Source organism: Mesorhizobium sp. KACC 23794, from assembly GCF_052180275.1.
Classification (GTDB): domain Bacteria; phylum Pseudomonadota; class Alphaproteobacteria; order Rhizobiales; family Rhizobiaceae; genus Kumtagia.
Genome location: NZ_CP197465.1, coordinates 4,747,176 through 4,769,260 on the forward strand (window position 1 = coordinate 4,747,176; position 22,085 = coordinate 4,769,260).

A 22,085-nucleotide genomic window follows, 5' to 3' on the forward strand; every position below is an offset into this window, starting at 1 on the left:
CCGCTACGCGACTTCCGCCGCGGTGCAGCCGATAAGCCGGCGCAGTGCCTCGACGGCCTTGTCGGTCTCCTCCGTCGAGAGGACGTCGGAGTCGAACAATTTCATGCTGCGCAGGCCCTCCATCGCCAGGAACAGGATCAGCGCCGTCGATTCTTCGCCGGCGTCCGCCTTCAGCCGGTCGAGCATCTGACGCTTGAAGACCGTGAGCGGTGCCATCATTTCCGGGTGCTGGACGATGGCAGCCAAAACGCCGGAGGCCGGCGGCGTCTTTTGCGCGCAATCGACCATGGACGTATCCAGATAGGCGCTGAGAATGTTGACCGGCCCGCCATCCGGTCCCCGACACGCGGCCAGTTCCTGTTCGAAATGCCTGAGATGATCCTCGATGATCGCTTTCAGCAGGTCGGCCTTCGAGGGAAAATGGTAGAGCAGTCCGCCTTTCGACACGCCGGCTCGCGCCGCGACCGCGTCGAGCGAGAGGTTCGCCGGACCCACGTCGCGCGCGATATCGGCCGCCGCCGCCAGAATTTTCGCACGGGCGGTCGGCCGCGCCGGAGCGTCCGGCCGCTGTCTGGTGACCATATCCATCGGCGTTTCCTCTCCCGCTTTTCTTACGGGATTGTCAGTTGACATTACCGTCCAGACGGTACAGTAATCGCCGCCGAACTTCAAGCGGCCGTCTCCGGGTCACCGACATTGATACGTGATTGCGGAACCAGGGCAGCCTTCCAATACCGGTAATCCCATGATCCTGCGCTTCATCATCGCGTTCGTCCTGCTCGTCTTCGTCTGCGGCGGCATCGTCGGCTTCAACATGCTCCGCGATCAGGGCATCAAGGACTATTTTGCCAACATGCCCCGGCCGACGCTCACCGTGTCGACCGAAGACGTGGAGCCCGTGACCTGGACGCCCGGCATCGAGGCGCTGGGCACGGTGGCCGCCGCGCAGGGCGTCGACCTCAGCGTCGAGACCACCGGCATCGTCAAGACCATCCTGTTCAAGGCGAACCAGCACGTCGACGACAATCAGGTCCTAGTGCAGCTCGACGACGCCGTCGAGCGCGCCGACCTCGAAGCCCAGAAGGCAACGGCCTCGCTCGGCAAGCTGGCGCTCGATCGTGCGCTCGCCCTGCAGAAGCGCGGCGTCGGCTCGGACGTTGCCGCCGACGCAGCAGCGGCGGCGGCCCAGACCGCGACTGCCAACGTCGCCAAGCTGCAGGCAGTGCTCGACCAGAAGCAGTTGCGCGCCCCGTTCGGCGGGACGGTCGGCATTCCGAAGATCGAGGTCGGCCAGTATCTGCAGCCCGGCACCACCGTCGCCACGCTGCAGGACCTCGACACCATGCGCGCCGACTTCACTGTGCCTGAGCAAAGGCTCGCCGAACTCAGGATGGGCCAGCCGGTGCGGCTCGGCACCGACCAGGGCGTCTGGAATTTCACCGGAAAAGTCACCGGCATCGACCCGAAGGTCGACCCGGCGACGCGCCTCGTCACGGTTCGCGCCGAGGTCTCCAATCCCGACGGAAAGCTCAGCCCCGGCCAGTTCGTACAGGTGCAAGTGCAGTTGCCGGAAGAGAAGGACGTGATCGCCGTGGTGCAGACCGCCGTGGTGACCAGCCTCTATGGCGATTATGTCTATGTCGTCCAATCGCCCGACGTCAAGAAGGAAGAGCCGAAGCCGGCGGCGGCCGACGAGCCGAAGGTCAGCCAGGCCGAGGAAAAGCCGGTTCCGGCCGGTGCCGCCATGGCCGCCGAGCCCAAGCCTGAACCTGCGCAAAACCTCGTGGCGCGCCAGGTCTTCGTCAAGCTCGGCCGTCGCGCCGAAGGGTTGGTCGAGATCAAGTCCGGCCTCTCTGCCGGCGACGTCGTCATCACCGCCGGCCAGAACCGGCTCTACAACGGCGTCGCGGTCGCGATCGACAACACCATCACGCCCGACCAGAAGACAGCCGCGCAATGAGTTTCTCCGATCTCTTCATCCGCCGTCCGGTCCTTTCGACCGTTCTGGCCTGCATGATCCTGCTGCTCGGCTTCCAGGGCATCTTCAGCCTGTCGATCAGGCAGTATCCGAAGGTCGACGAAACCGTCATAACGGTGACGACCGCCTATCCCGGCGCCAGCGCCGACCTGATCCAGGGCTTTATCTCCGCGCCGATCGCGCGCGCCGTCGCCTCGACCGAGAACATCGACTACGTCACCTCCTCCAGCCGGCCTTCGTTGAGCACCGTGACGGTGCAGATGAAGCTCGGCTCCAATCCCGACGTCGCGCTGACCGAGGTGCTGTCGAAGGTGCAGGGCGTGCGGGGCACCTTGCCGACCGAGGCCAAGGACCCGGTCATCGTCAAGGGCACCGGCCAGCAATTCGCGATGATGTACATCTCGATGCAGAATCCGAACATGACGCCGGAACAGCTAACCGAGTACATCGAGCGCGTGATCCGCCCGCGCATGTCGACGGTGGAGGGCGTCGCCGACGTGCAGATCTTCGGCGCCGCCGACTATTCGATGCGCGTATGGATCGACCCTGTGCGGCTCGCCGCGCGCGAGGTGACGGCAGCGGACGTATTGACCGCGATCAACAATTCGAACTTCCTGTCGGCGCCGGGCAATACCGAAAACGAATATGTCGTCTCGTCGGTCACCGTGCGTTCGACCCTGCAGACGCCGGAGGCCTTCGCAGCGCTGCCGCTGCGCTCGACGGACGGCAATGTGGTGCGGCTGAGCGACGTGGCGCGGGTCGAACTCGCCGCCGAGAGCACGGATGCAAGGGTGACCTTCAACGGTAAGCCCGGCACCTTCCTCGCCATCTTCCCGACGCCCGCCGCCAACCCCCTGACAACGGCGGCGGCGATCCACAACATCATCCCGACGATCCAGGACACGCTGCCGCTGGGGATGACGATCCAGATCGTCTACGATTCCACCGAGCAGATCGGCGCCTCCATCGAAGAGGTGTTCAAGACCATCGGCGAGGCTGTGGCCATCGTCGTCGTGGTCATCCTGCTGTTCCTGGGCTCGTTCCGCTCGGTTCTGATGCCGATCGTCACCATTCCGCTGGCGCTGATCGGCGTCTGCTTCCTGCTCTATTCGGTCGGCTATTCGATCAACCTGTTGTCGCTGCTCGCCATGGTGCTCGCCATCGGCCTCGTGGTCGACGACGCCATCGTGGTGGTGGAGAACATCCACCGGCACATGGAAGAAGACCACATGTCGCCTATGCAGGCGGCCTTCACCGGCATGCGGGAGATCTCGTCGGCCATCGTCGCCATGACGATAACCCTGGCCGCCGTGTTCGCGCCGCTGGCCTTCACCGGCGGCCTCACCGGGTCGCTGTTCCGCGAGTTCGCAGTGACGCTGGCCGGCGCCGTGGTGCTTTCCGGCATCGTCGCGATGACCATCACGCCGATGATGTCGGCCCGCCTGCTGAAAGCCGGCGCGCCCGGCCGTTTCCAGCGCATCATCGACAGCGTGTTCGGCCGCGTCGAGCGCATCTATGGAAGCCTGGTGACCGGCTCGCTCAAATACCGGCCGGTGACGCTGATGATCGTCATCGCGCTGGTCGCGTTGACCGGCTTCATGTTCACAAAAACCTCGAGCGAGTTGGCCCCGGAGGAAGACCAGGGGTTTCTGCTGTCGCTGGTGACGGCGCCACGCTATGCCACTTCCGACTACACCGAGCGCTACGTCAAGCAGATCAACGACCTGGTGGAGGATATCCCGGAAACCCGGGCGCTGTTTTCGGCCGTTGCGTTCGGCGGCGCCACCAACAGCGCCTTTGTCGGCTTCGCGTTCAAGGACTGGGCCGAGCGCACCCGCAGTTCCAAGGAACTCCAGGCGGATATTACCGGCCGCCTTGGCAAGGTCGCTGGAGTGCAGGCTTTCGTCTTCGCGCCGCCGACGCTGCCGGGTTCCGGCGGCGGCCTGCCGATCACCATGGTGGTGCGCTCGACCGGCGACGCCGGGCAAGTGTTCGAGGCGGCGGAGGAAATCAAGAACAAGGCGCAGGCGTCCGGCCGCTTCATCGTCGTCCAGAACTCGATGGCGTTCGACGCTCCCGAGGTGACGGTGACGATCGACCGAGACCGCGCCGCCGCGCTTAACCTGCCGATCGCCGATATCGGCCGCACGCTGACGCTTCTCGTCGGCGGCGCCGAGGTCGCGCAGTTCGACCGCGATTCAAACAGCTACGACATCATCCCGCAGGTGCCGCGGGAGTTTCGCGACAATCCCGAGAAGCTGGGCGGATTCTTCGTGCGCAGCTCGACGGGTGTGATGGTGCCTCTGTCCGCCGTGGTGAAAATTTCGACAAACGCCTCCCCGGCAGCGATCGAGCAGTTCAACCAGTTGAACTCCGCGACGATCTCCGCCCTGCCGTTGCCTGGGGTCACCACCGGCGACGGGCTGAAGGTGATCGAGGACATCGCCAACCAGACCCTGACCGACACCTTCTTCATCGACTATTCCGGCCAGTCCCGGCAGGAGAAGGAACAGGGCAACACGATCCTGATCGCCTTCGCGGCGGCTGTGCTGGTCATCTATCTGGTGCTGGCGGCGCAGTTCGAGAGCTTCCGGGATCCGCTGATCATCATGATGTCGGTGCCGCTGTCGATCTTCGGCGCCATCGTGCCGCTCAATCTCGGCCTCGGCACGCTCAACATCTACACGCAGGTCGGACTGATCACGCTGATCGGGCTGATCACCAAGCACGGCATCCTGCTGGTCGAATTCGCCAACCAGCAGCGCGAGGAGCACGGCCTGTCGCGCCGCGACGCCATCATCGCCTCGGCAAAGGTCCGCCTGCGGCCGATCCTGATGACCACGGCGGCGATGGCGCTGGGCGTCGTGCCGCTGATCACCTCCAGCGGCGCCGGCGCCGCGGCGCGTTACTCGATGGGCCTGGTGATCTTCACCGGCATTTTGGTCGGCACGCTATTCACGCTGTTCGTGGTGCCGATGTTCTACACCTACATCGCCCGCAAGGAGCTTGCGCCAAAGGTCGAGATGCCGACGGCACCACCCGCATTTGGAAGACAGGCCAAGGCACACTGATGAAGCGGGCGGCTCTCGGGCCGCCCTTTTCGCAGGGTCATGCTGCCTGACGTTGCAGCGGCTCGATACGGCTCAGTTCGCCTTCGATCTCTTTTGCCTTGGAGCGCAGTTCCCAGGCCAGCTGGAAATTCATCCAGAACTCCGGCGTAGTGTTGAAGAATTTTCCGAGCCGCAATGCGGTGTCCGGCGTTATGCCGATCTCTTCCTTGGCAATGCGCTCTATGCGGGTCCGCGGCAGGCCGAGCCTTTTCGCAAGCGCACCTGCCCTCATGCCGAGGGGCAGCAAATATTCTTCGCGCAGAAACTCGCCGGGATGGATGAGGTGGGTAAATATCGCTGGCATGGCTTGATCTTCCGCGATAGCTGCGAGCTACGAACGTGAGCCATTCTACTATCTGACGAAATAGCTTGGCAGGACATCGCAGGCACTTGGAATATTTTTCGCCGCGCGCCATCTCGTTTTCTGCTATGCGCTGCCCGCCGGGCATGCCGGCAAGTTAACCGCCAGCAGAGACTTACGCATGACCCTGCGTCCGAAACAGGCCCCGATCGTCGCCGCGCTCCCCGTCACCGTCCCCTTCGTCGGGCCTGAAGCGCAGCAGCGCGCGAGCGGCCGTGCGTTTCGTGCGCGCATCGGCGCCAACGAGAGCAGTTTCGGTCCCGCGCCTTCGGTCATCCGGAAAATGCAGGAGGTCGCCGCTGACCAGTGGATGTATTGTGATCCCGACAATTACGACCTGAAGGCGGCGCTCGCAAAGCATCTCGGGGTCGGCATCGAAAACGTGGTCGTCGGCGAAGGCATAGACGGCCTGCTCAACCTCGCGGTGCGCATCTTCGTGGCGCCCGGCGACACGGTCGTTACCTCGCTCGGCGCCTATCCCACCTTCAACTTCCATGTCGACGGCTTTGGCGGGCGGCTGGTCAAAGTGCCCTACCGCAACGACAAGGAAAGCCTCGACGACCTGCTCGACGCGGTGCGGCGCGAAAATGCCGTCATGGTCTATCTCTCCAATCCGGACAACCCGATGGGCACCTGGTGGGAGGCCGACGAGATCACGCGCTTCGCCGAGGCGCTGCCGGAAACCACCGTCTTCATCCTCGACGAGGCCTATGGCGAGGTCGGCCCACAATCCGCGCAGCCGCCGATCCGCATCGACCGCCCCAATTACATCTGCTTCCGGACCTTCTCCAAGGCTTATGGCCTCGCCGGCATCCGCTGCGGCTATGCCGTCGGCGAGAGCGGGGTGATCGCAGACTTCGAAAAAGTGCGAAACCACTACGGCACCAGCCGCATGGCGCAGATCGCCGGCGAGGCGGCGCTCGCCGATCAAGCCTATCTCGCCGAGGTGACGCGCAAGGTAGCAGCCGGCCGCGAGCGCATCGCAACAATCGCCCGTGACAACGGCCTGTCGCCGATCCCGTCCGCGACCAATTTCGTCACCATCGACTGCGGCTCGGACGGCGCCTTTGCGCTGAAGGTGATGCAGAATCTGCTTGCCCGGGACGTGTTCATCCGCAAGCCGATGGTTCCCGTGCTCGACCGTTGCATCCGCGTCAGCGTCGGGCTCGACCACGAACTCGATATTTTTGCCGAGGAATTGCCCGGCGCGCTGGCCAAGGCGCGCGGCTAGATCCGCCGGCCCCAGACCACGCGGATTCTTCCAAAAATTCTTCAAGAAAGATGTCAGGCGGCTTTGGTCGGATCGCCTTTCAGCCGGTTCAGCGCGACGCCTGCCGCGACCAGCCGGCCAACCGTCACGGCGTCGATCGCGTCGGCTCCCTGGAGTTTTATCGAGGCCATCAGGAAACTGCCGTGCGGCTCCAGCCCGGCGTGCAGCTCACGCATCTCGGCGCCCCGCCAGAAGCCCAGCGTCACATGCGACTTATGGGCCTTCAGCAGGCATACGGGACCGTCCGCCTCATAGACAGGGTGGCCCCATTTGACGGATTCGCTCAGGCCCCCAACCGCCATGATGTCGCGGCGCAGCGTCCTCACCGTCTCCGCCTGCCAGCCGGCGAGCGCGCCGACATAGTCGTCCACAGTTCTCCCCATCCTCCGCTCCTCGCGCGCGTCACTCCCCCGCCGCATCGGCTCTGGAACGGTCGCGCTGCCCGCACGCACGGGTTGCGGAACCACTCCCGGCCAAGAGAGCAAGATAGACGCCAAACAATGCATGCGTGAAGAGCGGATTTGCGATGCTGACACGACGGCTGCCGAAACGCCGGCAGGGACGGCGCCATCGGCCGCATTCAGGTCGCCGGGCCGACAATGCCCCACTTCACGCCAAAGCGGTCGCGGACCTGGCCATAGAGATCGCCCCAGAACGCCACTTCGAAGGGCATCACCACCTCCAGGCCGGCCGCCACCGCCCGCTCCCACCAGACACGCGGCTCGTTCGAGATGATGTGGAGCGTCACGCCCTCGACCGGCTTCGGCCCGAAACCGTGTTCGGGGAACGGGTCGTTGAGCATCAGCGCCCCATCGTTGATCTCAAGATGCAGGTGGATCACCCGACCGTCCTCGACCGCCCTGCGATCCACCTCCCTGGCGGCAAATGCCGTCTTGTAGAGTTCGCCGGCCTCATGGGCGTTGTCCACCTGAACATAGGGAACGACGCCGGCCATCTTCATTTCGGAATAGTCGGGCATGGTGGTTGTCCTCTCGCTTTCGTCTCGCTGTGTCCGGTGCTTCAGCCGAACCTGCCCCCTTGCGTAAAGACGGTCCCGATCCGCTCCTGCCGACAGCCGCACGGAAAAAACCTAGCGGGCAGCACCCGGCGCGGAGACAGGCGTTCCAGCGTCCGCCATCAGGCGGTCCAGATGCATGCGGATATGCGCCGCCTCCGCCGCCGTGTTGGCCAGCGCGATGGCACGGTCGAAGGCGACGCGCGCCTCTTCCTTACGGCCGAGTTGCATCAGAAGGTTGCCCTTCACCCCGAAGAAATAGAAATAGCCGGAAAGCTTTTCGGCCAGCGGCTCGATCAGGTCGAGTGCCGCGGCCGGCCCCTCCGTCTTCGACACCGCCACCGCCCGGTTCAGCGTGATCACAGGCGACGGCTGCAAGGCTTCCAGCGAGCGGTAAAGCAGTTCGATTTGCACCCAGTCCGTATCTTCCGGGCGCGCCGCGCGCGCATGCAGTGCTGCTATCGCCGCCTGCACCTGATAGGCACCCGGCCTGCGGTGGCGCATCGCCTTGTCGATCAGCGCCAGCCCTTCCGAAATCAGCGGGCGCTTCCACTGCGAACGGTCCTGGTCGTCGAGCAGGATTGCGTTGCCTTCCGCGTCGAAGCGGGCGTCGGCGCGTGCGTGCTGCAGCAGGATCAGCGCCACCAGCCCCATGATCTCGGGTTCGGTCGGGAACAGCCTGAGCAGCAGCCGGCCGAGGCGGATCGCCTCCTCGCACAGCGGCGCCCGCGCCTGGCGCTCGTTGACGCCCGCCGAATACCCTTCGTTGAAGATAAGATAGACCATGGCCGCGACGGCGGCGAGCCGCTGCGAACGCTCCACCGCGCCCGGCGTCTCGAACGGCACGCCGGCGCCGCCCACCTTGCTCTTGGCGCGGGTGATGCGCTGCTCCATCGCGGCTTCCGAGACCAGGAAAGCGCGGGCGATCTGCCTGACCGTCAGGCCGGAGACGATGCGCAGCGCCAGCGCGATCTGTTGGGTGGCCGGCAGGTCCGGATGGCAGCAGATGAACAGCAGCCGCAAAATGTCGTCGCGGTAGTCGGCACCGTCCAGCCGCTCGACCGCCGCATCCTCGGCGTCGCCGAGATCGGAAAGCTTGTCCTCGTCCGGCAGTTCGGTCTGCTTCTTCCGGCGCCGCACCGCGTCGACCGCTGCGTTGCGGCCGACGAAGATCAGCCAGGCGGTCGGGTCGCGCGGCGGACCGTTCTTCGGCCATGTGCGCAATGCGCGCAGGCAGGCCTCCTGAAACGCCTCCTCGGCGGTGTCCAGATCGCGGAAATAGCGCAGCAGCGCGCTGACCGCCTGGGGCCGTGCGGAGGAAAGAGCGGCCTCGATCCAGACCTGTTCGGTCATTTCCTGGTCCCATTCTCGGCGAAATATCCGACTGGCCGAATCTCGTACGACCCGACGCCGGGATTGGCTGCCGCGAGTTCGCGGGCGGCATCCAGCGCCTCGTCGAGCGACGCGCTGTCGATGAGATAGAAGCCGAGCAATTGTTCCTTGGTCTCGGCGAACGGCCCGTCGATGACGATCGGCTCGCCATGGGTCTTGCGCAGCGTGGTCGCCGCCGTCGTCGGCAGGAGCCGCGCCACCGGTCCCAGCCGCCCCTGCGCGATAAGCTTGTCCTGCACCTTCATCAGCCGGTTCATGACGGCCGCGTCCTCCTCCTTCGACCAGGCGGAGGTGATGGATTCATCGTTGTAGCAGAGCACGGCGTAGAGCATTTTTCTTTCCTTCGCTTCGAGGACGCACAAGCCTGCGTCGCACCGACACAAGACCAACAAAATAGTCCGGCTTTCGCCCTCAACCAACCGCGTCGCATGGAACGTCCGACGGAGCCGTCATCAGCCCCGCCGAACCGTTTGTTAATGACGCGCCGTCTAAGTTAACGGCGATCGCTCCAATCGGTCCATCTGGCCCGCCTGGACATGTGCGCGTGCCGGTTGCCGGAGCCGTTTTATGGGGCCTGAGAAACGACCTGGGCAGATGCCGCAAGGCAATGTCACGGGCGTTGTCATTCTGGGCGGCGCCCATGGTACGCTGGCGCTCGCCCGCAGCCTCGGCGCGAGGAACGTCCCCGTCTGGCTGGTCAGCACCGACACCCCCCTGCCCGGACTGTCGCGGCGCATCCGCCACAAATTCGACTGGCCCGGCCCCGACGACCCGAACGCGATCTCCTTCCTGCTCGACCTCGCAGAAGGGCACGGGCTGGCGGGAGCGTTGCTCATTCCCGGCGGCGATGGCGAGGTACGGCTCGTCTCTCAATCGATCGAGGCGCTGTCGCCGGCCTACAAGGTCATGCTGCCGGCCTGGGACCAGCTCAAATTCGTCTGCGAAAAGCCGCTTCTCTACCGCCGCGCCACCGAACTCGACGTCGACATCCCGCCCACCTACCGCTTCGCGTCGACCGAAGAAGCCTCGCGCACTGCCATCCGCTTCCCGGTGGTGCTGAAACCCAACATGGGCGGCGGCAACAGCGAACTGGCGCGCGCCAAGGTGATCCGCGCAGATGACCGCGCCGCCTTCGACCCGGTGTTCGAGCGGGCCGCCGCCGAAATCGGCCTGGAGAACGTCGTCGTGCAGGAACTCATCCCGGGTGGCGGCGAAGGCCAGTTCTCCTACGCGGCGCTGTGGCACGACGGGAGGCCGGTGGCCGAGTTCACGGCCCGCCGCGCCCGGCAGTATCCGGTGGATTTCGGCTACACCAGCACCTTCGTCGATGTCGTCGACCAGCCCCGCGCCGTCGAGGCCGCCCGCAAGCTGCTCGCTTCGATCCGCCACGAGGGTCTGGTCGAGATCGAGTTCAAGTGTGATCAGCGCGACGACGCCTTGCGGCTGCTCGACATCAATCCGCGGCCCTGGTCGTGGTTCGGCCTCGCCTCCGCCGCCGGCCTCGACCTCGGCGCGATGATCTGGGACATCGCCAACGGCCGCGCTCCCGCCTCTTCCGGGCCGCCGCGCATCGGCACGTCATGGATGTATCTGGTGCGCGACATGGTTTCAGCCACCGTGCTCATCGCGCGCGGAAAACTCGGCATCGGCGCGTATCTGCGCTCCTTCGGCTGTGTGCGCGCCTGGGCGACCTTCGCCGCCGACGATCCGCTGCCGGGACTGCTCGACATCCCGGTGACGGCGTGGCGGGTGCTGACGCGGCGCGTGCTGCGCCTCAAGCCCAGGACCGGCCGCCGCCAGGCCGGCCGGGACATGCCGGAACGCTGACGCCCGTCCCATGAAAAGCGCCCTCAAACACACGATCATCCGCGCCGGGCTGGAGGTATTCGCCCTCCCCGGCGCCGGCCGGCTGTGGCCGCAAGCCGCCGGGCGCGGCGTCGTCTTCACGCTGCACCATGTCAGGCCGCAGCGCACCGAAGCCTTTTCGCCGAATGCCCTGCTCTCGGTCACGCCGGAATTCCTCGAACAGGCGATCCTGGTCTCGATCGAAAGCGGGCTGACGCCCGTCGCGCTGGAAGACCTTCCGCGCCTGCTGGCCGAGCCCGAAGACAAACGCCGCTTCGCCGCCTTCACGCTCGACGACGGCTACCGCAACAACCCCGAATACGCCGCGCCGGTGTTCCGCAAGCACAAGGTGCCCTTCACCATTTTCCTCACGGAGGGTTTTGTCGAACGCACGCGCTCGCTGTGGTGGGAGGTCGCGGAGGCGCTGCTGCGCAAGGCGCCGTCCCTTCGCTTCGACTTCGGCGACGGGCCACAGGATCTGCCACTGGCGACCGCCGTCCAAAAATCGTCCGCCTTCGCGCGCATCGCCCAGTTGATACAGTCCGCCGGCGAAGATGCAGTGGTCGACCAGATCGACCGTATCGCCTCCGAGCACGGGATCGATCCGCTCGGCATCACCGGCGATCTGGTCATGGACGCCGGCGAACTGCGCACGCTCGCGGCCGATCCGCTCGTCCGCTTCGGCGGCCACACGCTGACGCATGTCAATCTCAAGCGCGTGCCCGAGGCGCGGCTGCATACCGAGATCGCAGGCTCGATAGCGGCCGTGGAGCGCTTTGTCGGCTACAGGCCGAAATCGTTCGCCTACCCCTACGGCTTTGCGTCCGCGGTCGGCGACCGTGAGATCAAGGCTGCTGCCGATGCCGGCTTCTCGGTCGCGGTGACCACCCAGCCCGGCGTGCTGACCCCGTCAGATGCCGATCGGCCGACGGCATTGCACCGCGTCTCGCTCAACGGCCTCTATCAGAAGCGCCGCTACGTGCGGGCGCTGATCTCGGGCATTCCGTTCAAGCTGATGTAGCCCGCCGGCCGCACGCCCGCATGGCACCGGTCTAGCGGCGTGCGCCTGTTCCCCGGTACCGGAACACGGCGTAGTCGATCTTGCGCACCGCATCGAGAAACCCCGGCATCGGCGGGGTCGACAGTTGTTCGAAAGCCCCGCTGGCAAGGATCGCCGGTTTCGCCCAGTCGATCGCCGCATGGCTCGAACTGCCATAGACCAGATGGCACGGCCGGTCCTGCGCGCGCAGCGACGCGACGAGGTTGGCAATGACGATGTCGAAGACCTGTTTCGAGAACGGGTTGTAGAAATAGACGACCAGCGGAGTCGGCGGGAAGTCGTAGGTGGCCGCATCGGCCTCGACTATTTCGAGGTCGCGGCATTTCTGCGCCGCATCCCGAAAACTTTTGATGTTGCGCCGGGCGATGCCGACCAGTTCGTGCGCGAACTCCACGCCGACAACCCTGGCGAACGGATAACGCGAGGCCAGCAGCAGGGTGCGCGACTTGCCGGCGCCGATATCGATGAAAGTGTGGCCGCCAAGATCCTTCGGCAGGCTGCGCATGATGAAGTCGAACGTCTTCGGCGAGGTGCACAGGCACTCGTTGCCCTGATCGCGATGCGGGCCGACGATGCTCAGCCCGGCAAGCTGAATCGAGCCCGCCGTATCGACATTGTGGTCACGGTCCCATTTGCGCGCCATCCGGTCGGCAACCAGATGCCGGACGTTGCGGGCGACGAAGCCGGCGCTGTCGGCAAGGCCGTGGCGGCGCACCAGCCGGAAAGGTTCCAGCGGCCCGCGCTCGCGCAGCAGCCGCATCGCACGCGCCACCCGGCCCGCCGAGCGGTCCTGGACCCCGCTGCGATCAAGACGCCCCGTCTCAAGCTCCGCCATGAAGTCGCTCCGCTTCTCAAGGCCGACGCGCGACGCCCAGCCGCGATGGCGCACGACACTTGTCGTTATCTTGCAGTCAGACTGCAACGCGAACCTCCAGAATTCGTAAACGGCGGCGACCCGGACAACGGCAAACGACCGCCTCACGAAATGTTGCAGCGAGGCTCGGCATCCTCTCCGCCCCACAGGCATCTTGAATGAATTGAACGTTTGTTTTATTATCGACCTATTGGAGGATACCTTGGCACGAACGGTCGGCTCGGACGGCGAGAAAACCCTCGCCTCTATCCGCGAAGCGGCAGCGACGCTGATCGCGCGCTACGGCTACGAAGCCGTCTCGATGCGCCAGCTTGCAGCGGAAGTCGGGGTGCAGGCAGCGGCGCTCTACCGCTATTTTCCGACCAAGGAAGACCTGCTGTTCACCTTGATGCGCGAGCACATGGACGGACTGATCGCCAGTTGGGAAGCCGCCCGTCCCGACGACGGCGCCGCGCCGGAAGAACTGTCCGCCTTCGTCGCCAACCATATCGGTTTCCACGTTGCACGCCGCCACTCCACCCACGTCTCCAACATGGAACTCCGCAGTCTTTCACGCGATAACCTGACGCAGATCCTGCGGCTTCGGGCCGCCTACGAAAAAGACCTGCGCCGCATCCTGCGCGACGGCGTGGATAACGGCAGCTTCCAGATCGACGACGTGGCGCTGACGGCGATGGCGATCATCCAGATGGTCACCGGTGTCATCGTCTGGTTCCGGCCGGACGAGCGTCTTTCTGTCGAGGAGGTCACGAGAAACTATCTTATCATGACGATGCGCCTCGTCGGCGCCAAGGATATCCGGGAGGATTATCATGTACGACAACGTGCTGAACTTCGCGCTGGGTGAGGACGTCGACGCGCTGCGCGACCTCGTGCGCCGCTTCGCGCAGGACAGAATAGCGCCGCTCGCCGGCGAGATCGACCGCAGCAACGAGTTTCCGATGCATCTGTGGCCCGAACTCGGCGGCCTCGGCCTGCTCGGCGTCACTGCCGATCCCGACTACGGCGGCTCCGGCATGAGTTACGTCGCGCATGTCGTCGCCATGGAGGAAATCTCGCGCGCATCGGCCTCGGTCGGCTTGTCCTACGGCGCGCATTCCAACCTTTGCATCAACCAGTTGAACCGCTGGGGCACGCCGGAGCAGAAAGCAAAGTACCTGCCGGGGCTCTGCGCCGGCACCACGGTTGGTGCGCTCGCCATGTCGGAGACCGGCGCCGGTTCCGACGTCGTGTCGATGAAGCTGCGCGCCGACAAGCACAACGACCGCTACGTGCTCAACGGCAACAAGATGTGGATTACCAACGGGCCGGACGCCGGCACGTTGCTGGTCTATGCCAAGACCGAGCCGACCATGGGCTCGCGCGGCATCACCGCCTTCATCATTGAGCGCGGCATGAAGGGGTTTTCGGTCGCGCAGAAACTCGACAAGCTCGGCATGCGCGGCTCCAACACCGGCGAGCTTGTCTTTCAGGACGTCGACGTACCGTTCGAGAACGTCGTCCACCAGCATGGCCGTGGCGTCGAGGTGTTGATGTCCGGTCTCGACTATGAGCGCGTCGTGCTCGCCGGCGGACCGCTCGGCATCATGGCCGCCTGCCTCGACGTGGTCATGCCCTATGTCCGCGACCGCCGGCAGTTCGGCCAGGCGGTCGGCGATTTCCAACTTGTGCAGGGCAAGCTCGCCGACATGTATGCGACGATGAACGCCTGCCGCGCTTACGTCTATGCGGTGGCCAGCGCCTGCGACCGCAAGGAGACCACCCGCAAGGACGCCGCCGGCTGCATCTTGTACGCTTCCGAACACGCCACCCGCATGGCCCTCGACGCCATCCAGTTGCTCGGCGGCAACGGCTACATGAACGAATTCCCCGCCGGCCGCCTGCTGCGCGATGCAAAGCTTTATGAGATCGGCGCGGGGACGAGCGAGATCCGGCGCTGGCTGATCGGACGGGAGATGATGGCGGAATAAAGCTGATTGCAAACGCAACTTTACTAAAGGCATAATGCGATAAAGTATTATCGGGAGGCGGGGAGATTCAATGCAATTATACAAATTTGTTGATTCAGCCGAGGCCGTAAAAAAAATAGCGGCCGGCTCTTTGAAGTTCACTCCCATAGAAGAGCTCAATGACCCCTCTGAATTGACACCGGTGATGGATCGCTTGTCAGTGCGAGAATCTCTCGACGCGATTCGAAAAAACGGAATGACAGGAGAACAGTTTGGCTGGCTACAGCGCCAAGAGGCACTTCTAGATCTGTTATCACCAGAACAAAAAACCATATCTGCGCCAACAACAATTGAAAACGCAAACTATGTTTTGAAATCCATTGTATATGATAATTTTGAATATATGGAAATAAAACTATTTGAGACTATCAAAAATATTAAATCAAGAGTTGGAATTCTTTCCCTTACACAAAGATATGACTCCTTACCGATGTGGGCGCACTATGCAGATTTGGCTAAAGGAGTTGTATTAATCCTCAACAATCTAGAAAAAACTTTCAACGGGGATCGGACAGGAATTTTGAACATCCCAAAATCAGTTGTATATGCAGACCGTTTTCCTGGAATGACGTTTGATCCTTCCACTCAAGATCGCCTGTTCTTCACCAAACTTTCGGACTGGTCGTATGAACGAGAGTGGCGAATCGTGACTGCGTTGAGCGACTGCCACCGACCGTCAGGCGGAAACCTTTACCTACGGAACGTAAATCCCCTTCATCTAACCGGCGTAATTTGCGGTTGGCGAACTCCTCCCGACATTGTTTCATCTCTGGGCATCGAATTGAGACATATTAACCCAAAAGCAAAGCTGACGTCGGCCGTCATGGAGGGCGGCACGGTTCATCTTAGACCCTGATGCAAGGCCTGCAGGATCGATACTCTTCCATCCTTACTCGGCACTGATAACCTCGCCTGTTCGGCGAGATGCGAGCAACCAAATAGATCAGCCCCCTTTAAGGAAGCCGCCGCATGCCCGTCCTGAAATCCCAGATTTCCCCCGCCTCCGACGCTTTTCGCGCCAATGCCGAGCGTATGAAAACACTGGTCGCGGATATCGCCGCCAAGGCGGAGACCGTTCAGCGCGGCGGCTCGGAGGAAGCGCGCAAGCGTCACGTCAGCCGTGGAAAACTGCTGCCGCGCGAGCGGTTGGCGCAATTGCTCGATCCCGGATCGCCCTTCCTGGAGATCGGCCAGTTCGCCGCTCACGACATGTATGACGACGCCATCGCCGCCGCTGGCATGATCGCCGGCATCGGCCGTGTCGAGGGGCGCGAGGTGATGGTGGTGGTCAATGACGCCACCGTGAAGGGCGGCACCTATTATCCGCTCACGGTGAAAAAACACCTGCGCGCCCAGGAGATTGCGCGGGAAAACAATCTGCCCTGCATCTATCTGGTCGACAGCGGCGGCGCCAACCTGCCCAACCAGGACGAGGTGTTTCCCGACCGCGAACATTTCGGGCGCATCTTCTTCAACCAGGCCAACATGTCGGCCGCCGGCATTCCGCAGATCGCCTGCGTCATGGGTTCGTGTACAGCGGGCGGCGCCTATGTGCCGGCCATGTCGGACGAGTCGATCATCGTCAGGAACCAGGGCACTATCTTTTTGGGCGGCCCGCCGCTGGTGAAGGCGGCCACCGGCGAGGATGTTTCAGCCGAAGACCTTGGCGGTGCCGAGGTGCATGCAAAACTCTCCGGCGTCGCCGACCATCTGGCGCTGGACGACGAGCACGCGCTGGCGATCGCCCGGCGCATCGTCAAGAACCTCAACCGCTCGAAGACCGTAAGCCTCAACTTACGCGATCCCGCCCCGCCACTGCATGATCCGCGCGAACTCTACGGCATCGTCCCCGAGGACACACGAAAACCCTATGACGTGCGCGAGGTGATCGCCCGCATCGTCGACGGCTCCGAACTCGACGAGTTCAAGCAGAACTACGGCACGACGCTGGTCACCGGCTTCGCCCACATCTTTGGCATGCCGGTCGGCATCCTCGCCAACAACGGCGTGCTGTTTTCGGAAAGCGCGCTGAAGGGCGCGCACTTCATCGAGCTCTGCTGCCAGCGAAAGATTCCGCTGGTTTTCTTGCAGAACATCACGGGCTTCATGGTCGGGCGCAAATACGAGGCCGGCGGCATCGCCAAGGACGGCGCAAAGCTGGTGACCGCCGTGGCCACCGCGCAGGTTCCAAAAGTGACGATGATCATCGGCGGCTCGTTCGGCGCCGGCAATTACGGCATGTGCGGCCGCGCCTATTCGCCCCGCTTCCTGTGGATGTGGCCCAACGCCCGCATCTCTGTGATGGGCGGCGAACAGGCGGCGACCGTGCTGGCGCTGGTCAAGCGCGAGGGTTTCGAGCGCAAGGGCGAAGACTGGAGCGCTGCAGAGGAACAGAAGTTCCGCGCGCCGATCCTCGAAAAATACGAGCGCGAAGGCCACCCGCTCTATTCCTCGGCACGGCTCTGGGACGACGGCATCATCGATCCGGCAAGGTCGCGCGAAGTGCTGGCGCTCAGCCTGTCGGCAGCGCTGAATGCCCCGGTCGCGGATACAAAGTTCGGCCTGTTCCGCATGTGAGCCGACACAATCCGGAAACGCACCTGGGCTACTTCCACATTTCATGTTGCAAGCTTAAACTTTTCTGTGCGACCTGACAGGACACGGAAAGGGATGGAACAGCCCGCCGCGGGCGTTCCAGGCTCGCTGACAAGGGTTTGGCCGGCGCATTCAGCCAAGGGCCAGGCCCTGGGAAACGGCTGATCCGGAGCGGTCCATGGAATTCGTGACGCTGATCCACACGCGCTGGCCGAAGGACGAGTTCATCTACGAACACGGCGGCGACGGCGCGATTCTTGACGAGGTCGATAATCTCAGCGACGACGAGCGCAAGGTCCTTTACCGAACGCCAGGCCGCGCCATTACCCAGCCCGCCAATAGGAAGCGCTACAGCGGCCTGTGGGGCACGATGATGATGGTCATCGGCGGCCCGATCCATTGCGCCCAGTTCGACCAGCCGGTGCCGGCCGACATGCTGTGCGGCGGCGCACGGGTCGAGTTCACCATCAACAGCCGAAAAGTCCATGCGGCGATGTTCGGCGAGGTCTTGTCGACAAAACTCTTCACCACGATCGAGCGCTATCGCACCGACGACGGGCGCGTGGATGAATGGGACATGGGCTTCGTGCGGCTGATGCGGCGCGACAAGCCCTACGGCCTGCGCGTCGAGCGCAACAACGACGCGGTCAAGGAACTGCGCACCGGCCATGACGGTATCTGCCTGCGCGTGCTCGGCGGCTCGACGCTGAAGCAGCAGGCGATCCTCATCCACGAGGCGCCGAATGTCGGCTGGGTCACCGGCTGCATCGGCCCCCGCCCGCACGGCAACCGCGAGCCGCTCAGGAACGAGGCCGGCAATGCGTCCGACCTGGCGGTCCGCGAAATCATCCGCGAAGTGGACCGTCGCGGCGGCAAGGGGCAGCTTTACATGCTGAGGGGTTGAAGCGGCGGCTGTTCGGCCGCGCTTGGCTGCATGCCGCCGCCGGTTCTCATACCGGCGTTGACCGCTGGCGTGCCCCTCACTGCCCTGCCGGACATCTCTCCCCGTACACGGGGAGAGAGACGCTGGCCGCTTGGATTTCGCCGATCGTTGACGTTGGAGATTGGCGAAAATGGCGAAATTTCCTCTCTCTCCCCGTTCTTCACGGGGAGAGATGTCCGGCAGGACAGTGAGGGGCGGCGCGGACGGTCAAGGCGAATGCCCCCTGACCGTCAGGCAGCCTCACCCGATGGCCCGCCGCGCCCAAGTCGCCAAGCCTCAGACGATAAAGTCGTTGGCGTCCAGCACGTGGCGTCCGACCAGCACGATCTGGAACTCGGCGGAGGCGTCGTTGTCGGTGTTGCCGGCTATGATCGTGTCGCCGGCCGAGTTGTAGACATAACGCAACTCGCCGGGGCTGTTGGAAATGAAGGCGTCCCTGCCGATGAACACGAAGGCCTGGTTGCCGGCGCGCGTGGCGTCGGCGTCCACCGCCGAGAAATCGATCCGGTCGTCATAACCAAACCCGTCATTGACCTCGAAGTCGGTGATCACGTCGCGGCCCGAGGCGCTGGTCATTTCCGCGACGCTGGCAAAGCGGAAGAGGTCGTTGCCCGAGCCGCCCGACATCAGGTCGCTGCCGAGCCCGCCCCAGATCTGGTCGTTGCCGCTTTCGCCGTAGATGTCGTCGTCGCCGAGCCCGCCCAGCAGCTTGTCGTTGCCGCCGTTGCCGTCGATGATGTCGTGGCCGCGGCCGCCGAACAGCACGTCATGCGAGTTCGAGCCGCTGAGATTGCGCGCGGCCGTGGAGGTGTCGACCACGAAATCGCTGGAGATGAATTCGCTGCGGGTGACGTCGGCGATCTCGATGACATGGCTGGTGCCGCCCAGATAGGCGTTGAGGATCGAGCCGCCGTCGGCTGTGTTGGCGAGCAGGGCCTGGACCTGCGTGAAATCGGAGACACCCCAGGCGCGCATGTCGATCCGGTCGGCACCCAGTTCGAAGTCGGCGATGTAGTCGTCGCTCAGCCCGGTCGAGCGCGCGCTGGTGCGGAACCAGTCGTTGCCGGAGCCGCCATAGAGCGTGTTGATGCCACTGTCGCCGAACAGGTCGTCGTCGCCGGAACCGCCATACAGCGTGTCGTTGCCCGCCCCGCCGGAGATGAAGTCGTGGCCTTCATAGCCGTAGATCTTGTCGTTGCCGCCGTAGCCGTAGATGTCGTCGCTGGCGGTCGTGCCGGGGATGGTTTCGCTGCCGTTGGTGCCTTTGATAAGTGCCATGAACTGATTCCTCGTTGGTCGTGAGCCACTCGTACAGGCGGCTTGGTGAACGAGGCATGAATGCACAAAGGATTGAAATCGATCCCTGGAAAGGCAACCGGAGCGTGCCGGAAGCGACTGCGGTCCGCCCAACGGCGGTGATTTGAGCGACCTCGCCTTTGGCGGCCTGAGGCTACAAACGACGCGGCCACACCGGCCGATCAGCAAAGATCATCATGCATCGCAGTGGCTTGCAGCGCCCCGCCCCCGGAGCAGCGGGCCTAGTATCGTTCCGCGGATGTCTGGGCTGGCTGGCGCCTTTCCGCCTCGGCCTGGCAAGAATGCCACAGGATCGGGCGGCGCGCTCGTCCTCACAGTGCGCCGTCAAGACGCGAACTCCGGCAGACCGGAGGGACACGCGGCTATTCAGTATAGGGCCAGTCCTCTACAGCGCATATTTTTCCTGGTGAGACTAGCAAAGTTGAAAAAGCACCGCTATTCGAGGACTACAATTCCATACAATAGCGTGACCATGCAGAAGACATCCATCTTTAAAACGACCCTGTCCCTTATCGCAGTCTCAGTTCTCGTCGCCGGCCCTGCCCTTTCGGCGGAGTCGCTTGCAGGAACGCTTGGAACGAAACGTTATGCGGTACAGTTTCCGCCTGGGATGAAGGGGCCCTGCCAGAAACTCTACAAGGACTACATCGCTGCGTCCGGCCACTCGGCCTATGCGCAGACACCCTTGAGCTATACGGCGGAAGCATTCTTCTGCGGGCGGGCCTTCAATGCGCCGTCGCAGAAGGACGCCGAAAAGCGCGCTCTGGCCGACTGCAGGTCGGTCGGCACGAAATACAAGCTCAAGGTCGCCGGCGGCTGCGAAATCTACGTTTCGAAATGAGTTGAACGCCATTCCGGACGGGGCCAGCGCTTCTCCGCGCGTCCATGCCGGCGATCGGCCGAAACCGGCCGCGGCGAGCCGCCACCTGCATTCTGCAACACCGTCAGGGCCTCGATGATGCTACCGTCACGGAAAACGACACTCTTGGTGCTTGCGGCCGCGCTGCTCGCCGCCAACCCCGCCGGGGCGGCGGAATCGCTGGCCGGAAAGGTCGGCAACAAACGATCCACCGTCTTTTTTCCGCAATGGTCGGAAGGCGGCTGCCAGAGAATGTACAAGGCCTATATTGCCGCGCCCGGCCATTCGGCCTACGCATCGACCGTCAACGGACCCGGCACCTACAGCGTCGTCTGCGGCGCGCGCTTGAATCTGCCGTCTCAAGCAGCGGCAGAGAAGGCCGCCGTCGCCAGCTGCGAGGCCGGCCGCAAGAAATACAAGGCCACCGTCATCGGAACCTGCAAGGTCGCCGCCTCGAAGTAGGACGGGCGGTCCTGTCCGGGATCTCCCGCTATTGCAGCCTCGGCTTGCGCAAAAAGCTGCTGCGGTTCGCGGATTTGACACGCAGCCACATGTCGCGCTTGCCGCGCACCACGCGCAGCGGAATCTCGGTGCCGGCCGGGCCGCTGCTCCACACCTTGCGGTAGAAGTCCGCAAGGCCCTCGACCTCGAGGTCACGCACGTCGGAGATGATGTCGCCCTGGCGTAGCCCGGCAGCCGCCGCCGGCCCGCGCCCGTCGACGTCGACAACCACCACCTTGTCATCGCGCTCGTTGGAGTAGATGCCGAGCCAGGGCCGCGGCGGCTTGTTGATCTGCCCGTAGTTGAGCAGGTCGTCGAGTACCGGCGGCAACAGGTTGATCGGCACGACCATATTGATGTCCTGCACCGTTCGCCCGTCGGCCATCTGCAGCAGCAGCGAACCGACGCCGAGCAGCTTTCCGTCGGCGTCGATCAGCCCGGCGCCGCCCCACAGCGGATGCGCCGGGGCGGTGAAGATCGCCTCGTCGACCAGATATTCCCAATAGCCGGCGAATTCGTGCTTGCTGACGATGTTGGCGCGCACGAACTTGCCGCCACCGCCGCCGGCCAGCACGACGGGGTCGCCGACCTTGGCCGTTTCCGCATTGCCGAGGTCCAGCGCCGGCAGGTCGAGCGCGCCCAGCGCCTGCACCAGCCCGAATCCGGTCTCCTGGTCGTAGGCCAGAGCATGCGCAGGCACGATGCGCCCGTCGGCATTGGTCAGCCAGACGCCGGTCGCCTCGGTTATGAGATAGCCGATGGTCAGCACCAGCCCGTCCTCGCGGATGACCACGCCGCTGCCGGAGCGCTGCGTGCCCAGCACGCTGGCGGTGAAGCCGTCCTCGGGGATCGAGGACTGAATGGCGACGATGGACCGGAGGGTGTGTTCGAGATCCAATCCCTGCTCCTGAAATCTACGAAGGCGTTGCGCCGGCCAAAGGCCGACAGGTCGACCC

General features: G+C 64.0%; 21 protein-coding genes. 12 read left to right on the forward strand and 9 right to left on the reverse strand.

Annotated elements, in window-relative coordinates:
- Window positions 1-3: 3 nt before the first annotated feature.
- Entirely contained in the window at window positions 4-588 is a 585-nt protein-coding gene (locus ACSBOB_RS23330; RefSeq protein WP_442578446.1) for a TetR/AcrR family transcriptional regulator, read from the reverse strand.
- 157 nt (window positions 589-745) lie between these two features.
- Between ACSBOB_RS23330 and ACSBOB_RS23335 the strand changes: the two genes are divergently transcribed.
- Window positions 746-1,960, forward strand: a complete 1,215-nt coding sequence (locus tag ACSBOB_RS23335) for an efflux RND transporter periplasmic adaptor subunit (RefSeq protein ID WP_442578447.1) — start codon at window positions 746-748, stop codon at window positions 1,958-1,960.
- Window positions 1,957-5,049, forward strand: coding sequence for an efflux RND transporter permease subunit (locus tag ACSBOB_RS23340; protein WP_442578448.1), 3,093 nt, complete (start codon window positions 1,957-1,959; stop codon window positions 5,047-5,049). The genes ACSBOB_RS23335 and ACSBOB_RS23340 overlap by 4 nt, the downstream gene beginning before the upstream one ends.
- A 37-nt stretch (window positions 5,050-5,086) precedes the next feature.
- Here the strand turns inward: ACSBOB_RS23340 and ACSBOB_RS23345 are convergent, their stop codons facing one another.
- Window positions 5,087-5,392, reverse strand: coding sequence for a HigA family addiction module antitoxin (locus tag ACSBOB_RS23345; RefSeq protein WP_442578449.1), 306 nt, complete (start codon window positions 5,390-5,392; stop codon window positions 5,087-5,089).
- A gap of 178 nt (window positions 5,393-5,570) precedes the next feature.
- Between ACSBOB_RS23345 and ACSBOB_RS23350 the strand changes: the two genes are divergently transcribed.
- Window positions 5,571-6,680 (forward strand): pyridoxal phosphate-dependent aminotransferase, encoded by a 1,110-nt coding sequence (locus tag ACSBOB_RS23350; protein ID WP_442578450.1) that lies wholly within the window; start codon window positions 5,571-5,573, stop codon window positions 6,678-6,680.
- 53 nt (window positions 6,681-6,733) lie between these two features.
- Here the strand turns inward: ACSBOB_RS23350 and ACSBOB_RS23355 are convergent, their stop codons facing one another.
- The 4 genes from ACSBOB_RS23355 to ACSBOB_RS23370 form a co-directional block, all read right to left on the reverse strand.
- Window positions 6,734-7,102 (reverse strand): DUF1801 domain-containing protein, encoded by a 369-nt coding sequence (locus ACSBOB_RS23355; protein ID WP_442578451.1) that lies wholly within the window; start codon window positions 7,100-7,102, stop codon window positions 6,734-6,736.
- Window positions 7,103-7,299: 197 nt separating this feature from the next.
- Window positions 7,300-7,698, reverse strand: coding sequence for a VOC family protein (locus ACSBOB_RS23360; protein WP_442578452.1), 399 nt, complete (start codon window positions 7,696-7,698; stop codon window positions 7,300-7,302).
- A 111-nt stretch (window positions 7,699-7,809) separates the two neighbouring features.
- On the reverse strand, window positions 7,810-9,087 hold the full coding sequence (locus ACSBOB_RS23365; protein WP_442578453.1) for an RNA polymerase sigma factor: 1,278 nt from the start codon (window positions 9,085-9,087) through the stop codon (window positions 7,810-7,812).
- Window positions 9,084-9,458, reverse strand: a complete 375-nt coding sequence (locus ACSBOB_RS23370) for a YciI family protein (protein ID WP_442578454.1) — start codon at window positions 9,456-9,458, stop codon at window positions 9,084-9,086. The genes ACSBOB_RS23365 and ACSBOB_RS23370 overlap by 4 nt, the downstream gene beginning before the upstream one ends.
- 235 nt (window positions 9,459-9,693) lie before the next feature.
- Between ACSBOB_RS23370 and ACSBOB_RS23375 the strand changes: the two genes are divergently transcribed.
- The gene (locus tag ACSBOB_RS23375; protein WP_442578455.1) at window positions 9,694-10,953 is read left to right on the forward strand and encodes a carboxylate--amine ligase; all 1,260 of its coding nucleotides are present in this window, start codon (window positions 9,694-9,696) and stop codon (window positions 10,951-10,953) included.
- A gap of 10 nt (window positions 10,954-10,963) precedes the next feature.
- Window positions 10,964-11,992: a polysaccharide deacetylase family protein gene (locus ACSBOB_RS23380; RefSeq protein ID WP_442578456.1), complete on the forward strand. Its 1,029-nt coding sequence runs from the start codon at window positions 10,964-10,966 to the stop codon at window positions 11,990-11,992.
- A gap of 31 nt (window positions 11,993-12,023) precedes the next feature.
- Here ACSBOB_RS23380 and ACSBOB_RS23385 read toward each other — a convergent pair whose 3' ends face one another.
- Window positions 12,024-12,953 carry a class I SAM-dependent methyltransferase gene (locus ACSBOB_RS23385; protein WP_442578457.1) on the reverse strand — a complete coding sequence of 310 codons (930 nt, stop codon included), beginning with the start codon at window positions 12,951-12,953 and terminating at the stop codon, window positions 12,024-12,026.
- A gap of 154 nt (window positions 12,954-13,107) precedes the next feature.
- On the opposite strand from ACSBOB_RS23385, the gene ACSBOB_RS23390 reads away from it, so the two are divergent.
- The 5 genes from ACSBOB_RS23390 to ACSBOB_RS23410 all read left to right on the forward strand — a co-directional run bounded on the left by ACSBOB_RS23390 (window position 13,108) and on the right by ACSBOB_RS23410 (window position 18,413).
- Window positions 13,108-13,752, forward strand: a complete 645-nt coding sequence (locus ACSBOB_RS23390; RefSeq protein WP_442578458.1) for a TetR/AcrR family transcriptional regulator — start codon at window positions 13,108-13,110, stop codon at window positions 13,750-13,752.
- Window positions 13,718-14,875: an isovaleryl-CoA dehydrogenase gene (locus tag ACSBOB_RS23395; protein ID WP_442578459.1), complete on the forward strand. Its 1,158-nt coding sequence runs from the start codon at window positions 13,718-13,720 to the stop codon at window positions 14,873-14,875. Before ACSBOB_RS23390 ends, ACSBOB_RS23395 begins: the two co-directional genes overlap by 35 nt.
- A gap of 70 nt (window positions 14,876-14,945) precedes the next feature.
- Window positions 14,946-15,770: a DUF2971 domain-containing protein gene (locus ACSBOB_RS23400; protein ID WP_442578460.1), complete on the forward strand. Its 825-nt coding sequence runs from the start codon at window positions 14,946-14,948 to the stop codon at window positions 15,768-15,770.
- 113 nt (window positions 15,771-15,883) lie between these two features.
- Entirely contained in the window at window positions 15,884-17,491 is a 1,608-nt protein-coding gene (locus ACSBOB_RS23405) for a carboxyl transferase domain-containing protein (protein WP_442578461.1), read from the forward strand.
- A gap of 196 nt (window positions 17,492-17,687) precedes the next feature.
- Window positions 17,688-18,413 carry a hypothetical protein gene (locus ACSBOB_RS23410; RefSeq protein ID WP_442578462.1) on the forward strand — a complete coding sequence of 242 codons (726 nt, stop codon included), beginning with the start codon at window positions 17,688-17,690 and terminating at the stop codon, window positions 18,411-18,413.
- Window positions 18,414-18,728: 315 nt separating this feature from the next.
- Here ACSBOB_RS23410 and ACSBOB_RS23415 read toward each other — a convergent pair whose 3' ends face one another.
- The gene (locus ACSBOB_RS23415; RefSeq protein ID WP_442578463.1) at window positions 18,729-19,730 is read right to left on the reverse strand and encodes a calcium-binding protein; all 1,002 of its coding nucleotides are present in this window, start codon (window positions 19,728-19,730) and stop codon (window positions 18,729-18,731) included.
- Window positions 19,731-20,379: 649 nt separating this feature from the next.
- Between ACSBOB_RS23415 and ACSBOB_RS23420 the strand changes: the two genes are divergently transcribed.
- Together ACSBOB_RS23420 and ACSBOB_RS23425 are read left to right on the forward strand one after the other, a co-directional pair.
- The gene (locus ACSBOB_RS23420; protein ID WP_442578464.1) at window positions 20,380-20,610 is read left to right on the forward strand and encodes a hypothetical protein; all 231 of its coding nucleotides are present in this window, start codon (window positions 20,380-20,382) and stop codon (window positions 20,608-20,610) included.
- A gap of 147 nt (window positions 20,611-20,757) precedes the next feature.
- Complete coding sequence (locus ACSBOB_RS23425) at window positions 20,758-21,090, forward strand: hypothetical protein (RefSeq protein ID WP_442583806.1); 333 nt, start codon at window positions 20,758-20,760, stop codon at window positions 21,088-21,090.
- Window positions 21,091-21,118: 28 nt separating this feature from the next.
- Here the strand turns inward: ACSBOB_RS23425 and ACSBOB_RS23430 are convergent, their stop codons facing one another.
- Window positions 21,119-22,027 carry a S1C family serine protease gene (locus tag ACSBOB_RS23430; protein WP_442578465.1) on the reverse strand — a complete coding sequence of 303 codons (909 nt, stop codon included), beginning with the start codon at window positions 22,025-22,027 and terminating at the stop codon, window positions 21,119-21,121.
- Window positions 22,028-22,085 lie beyond the last annotated feature (58 nt).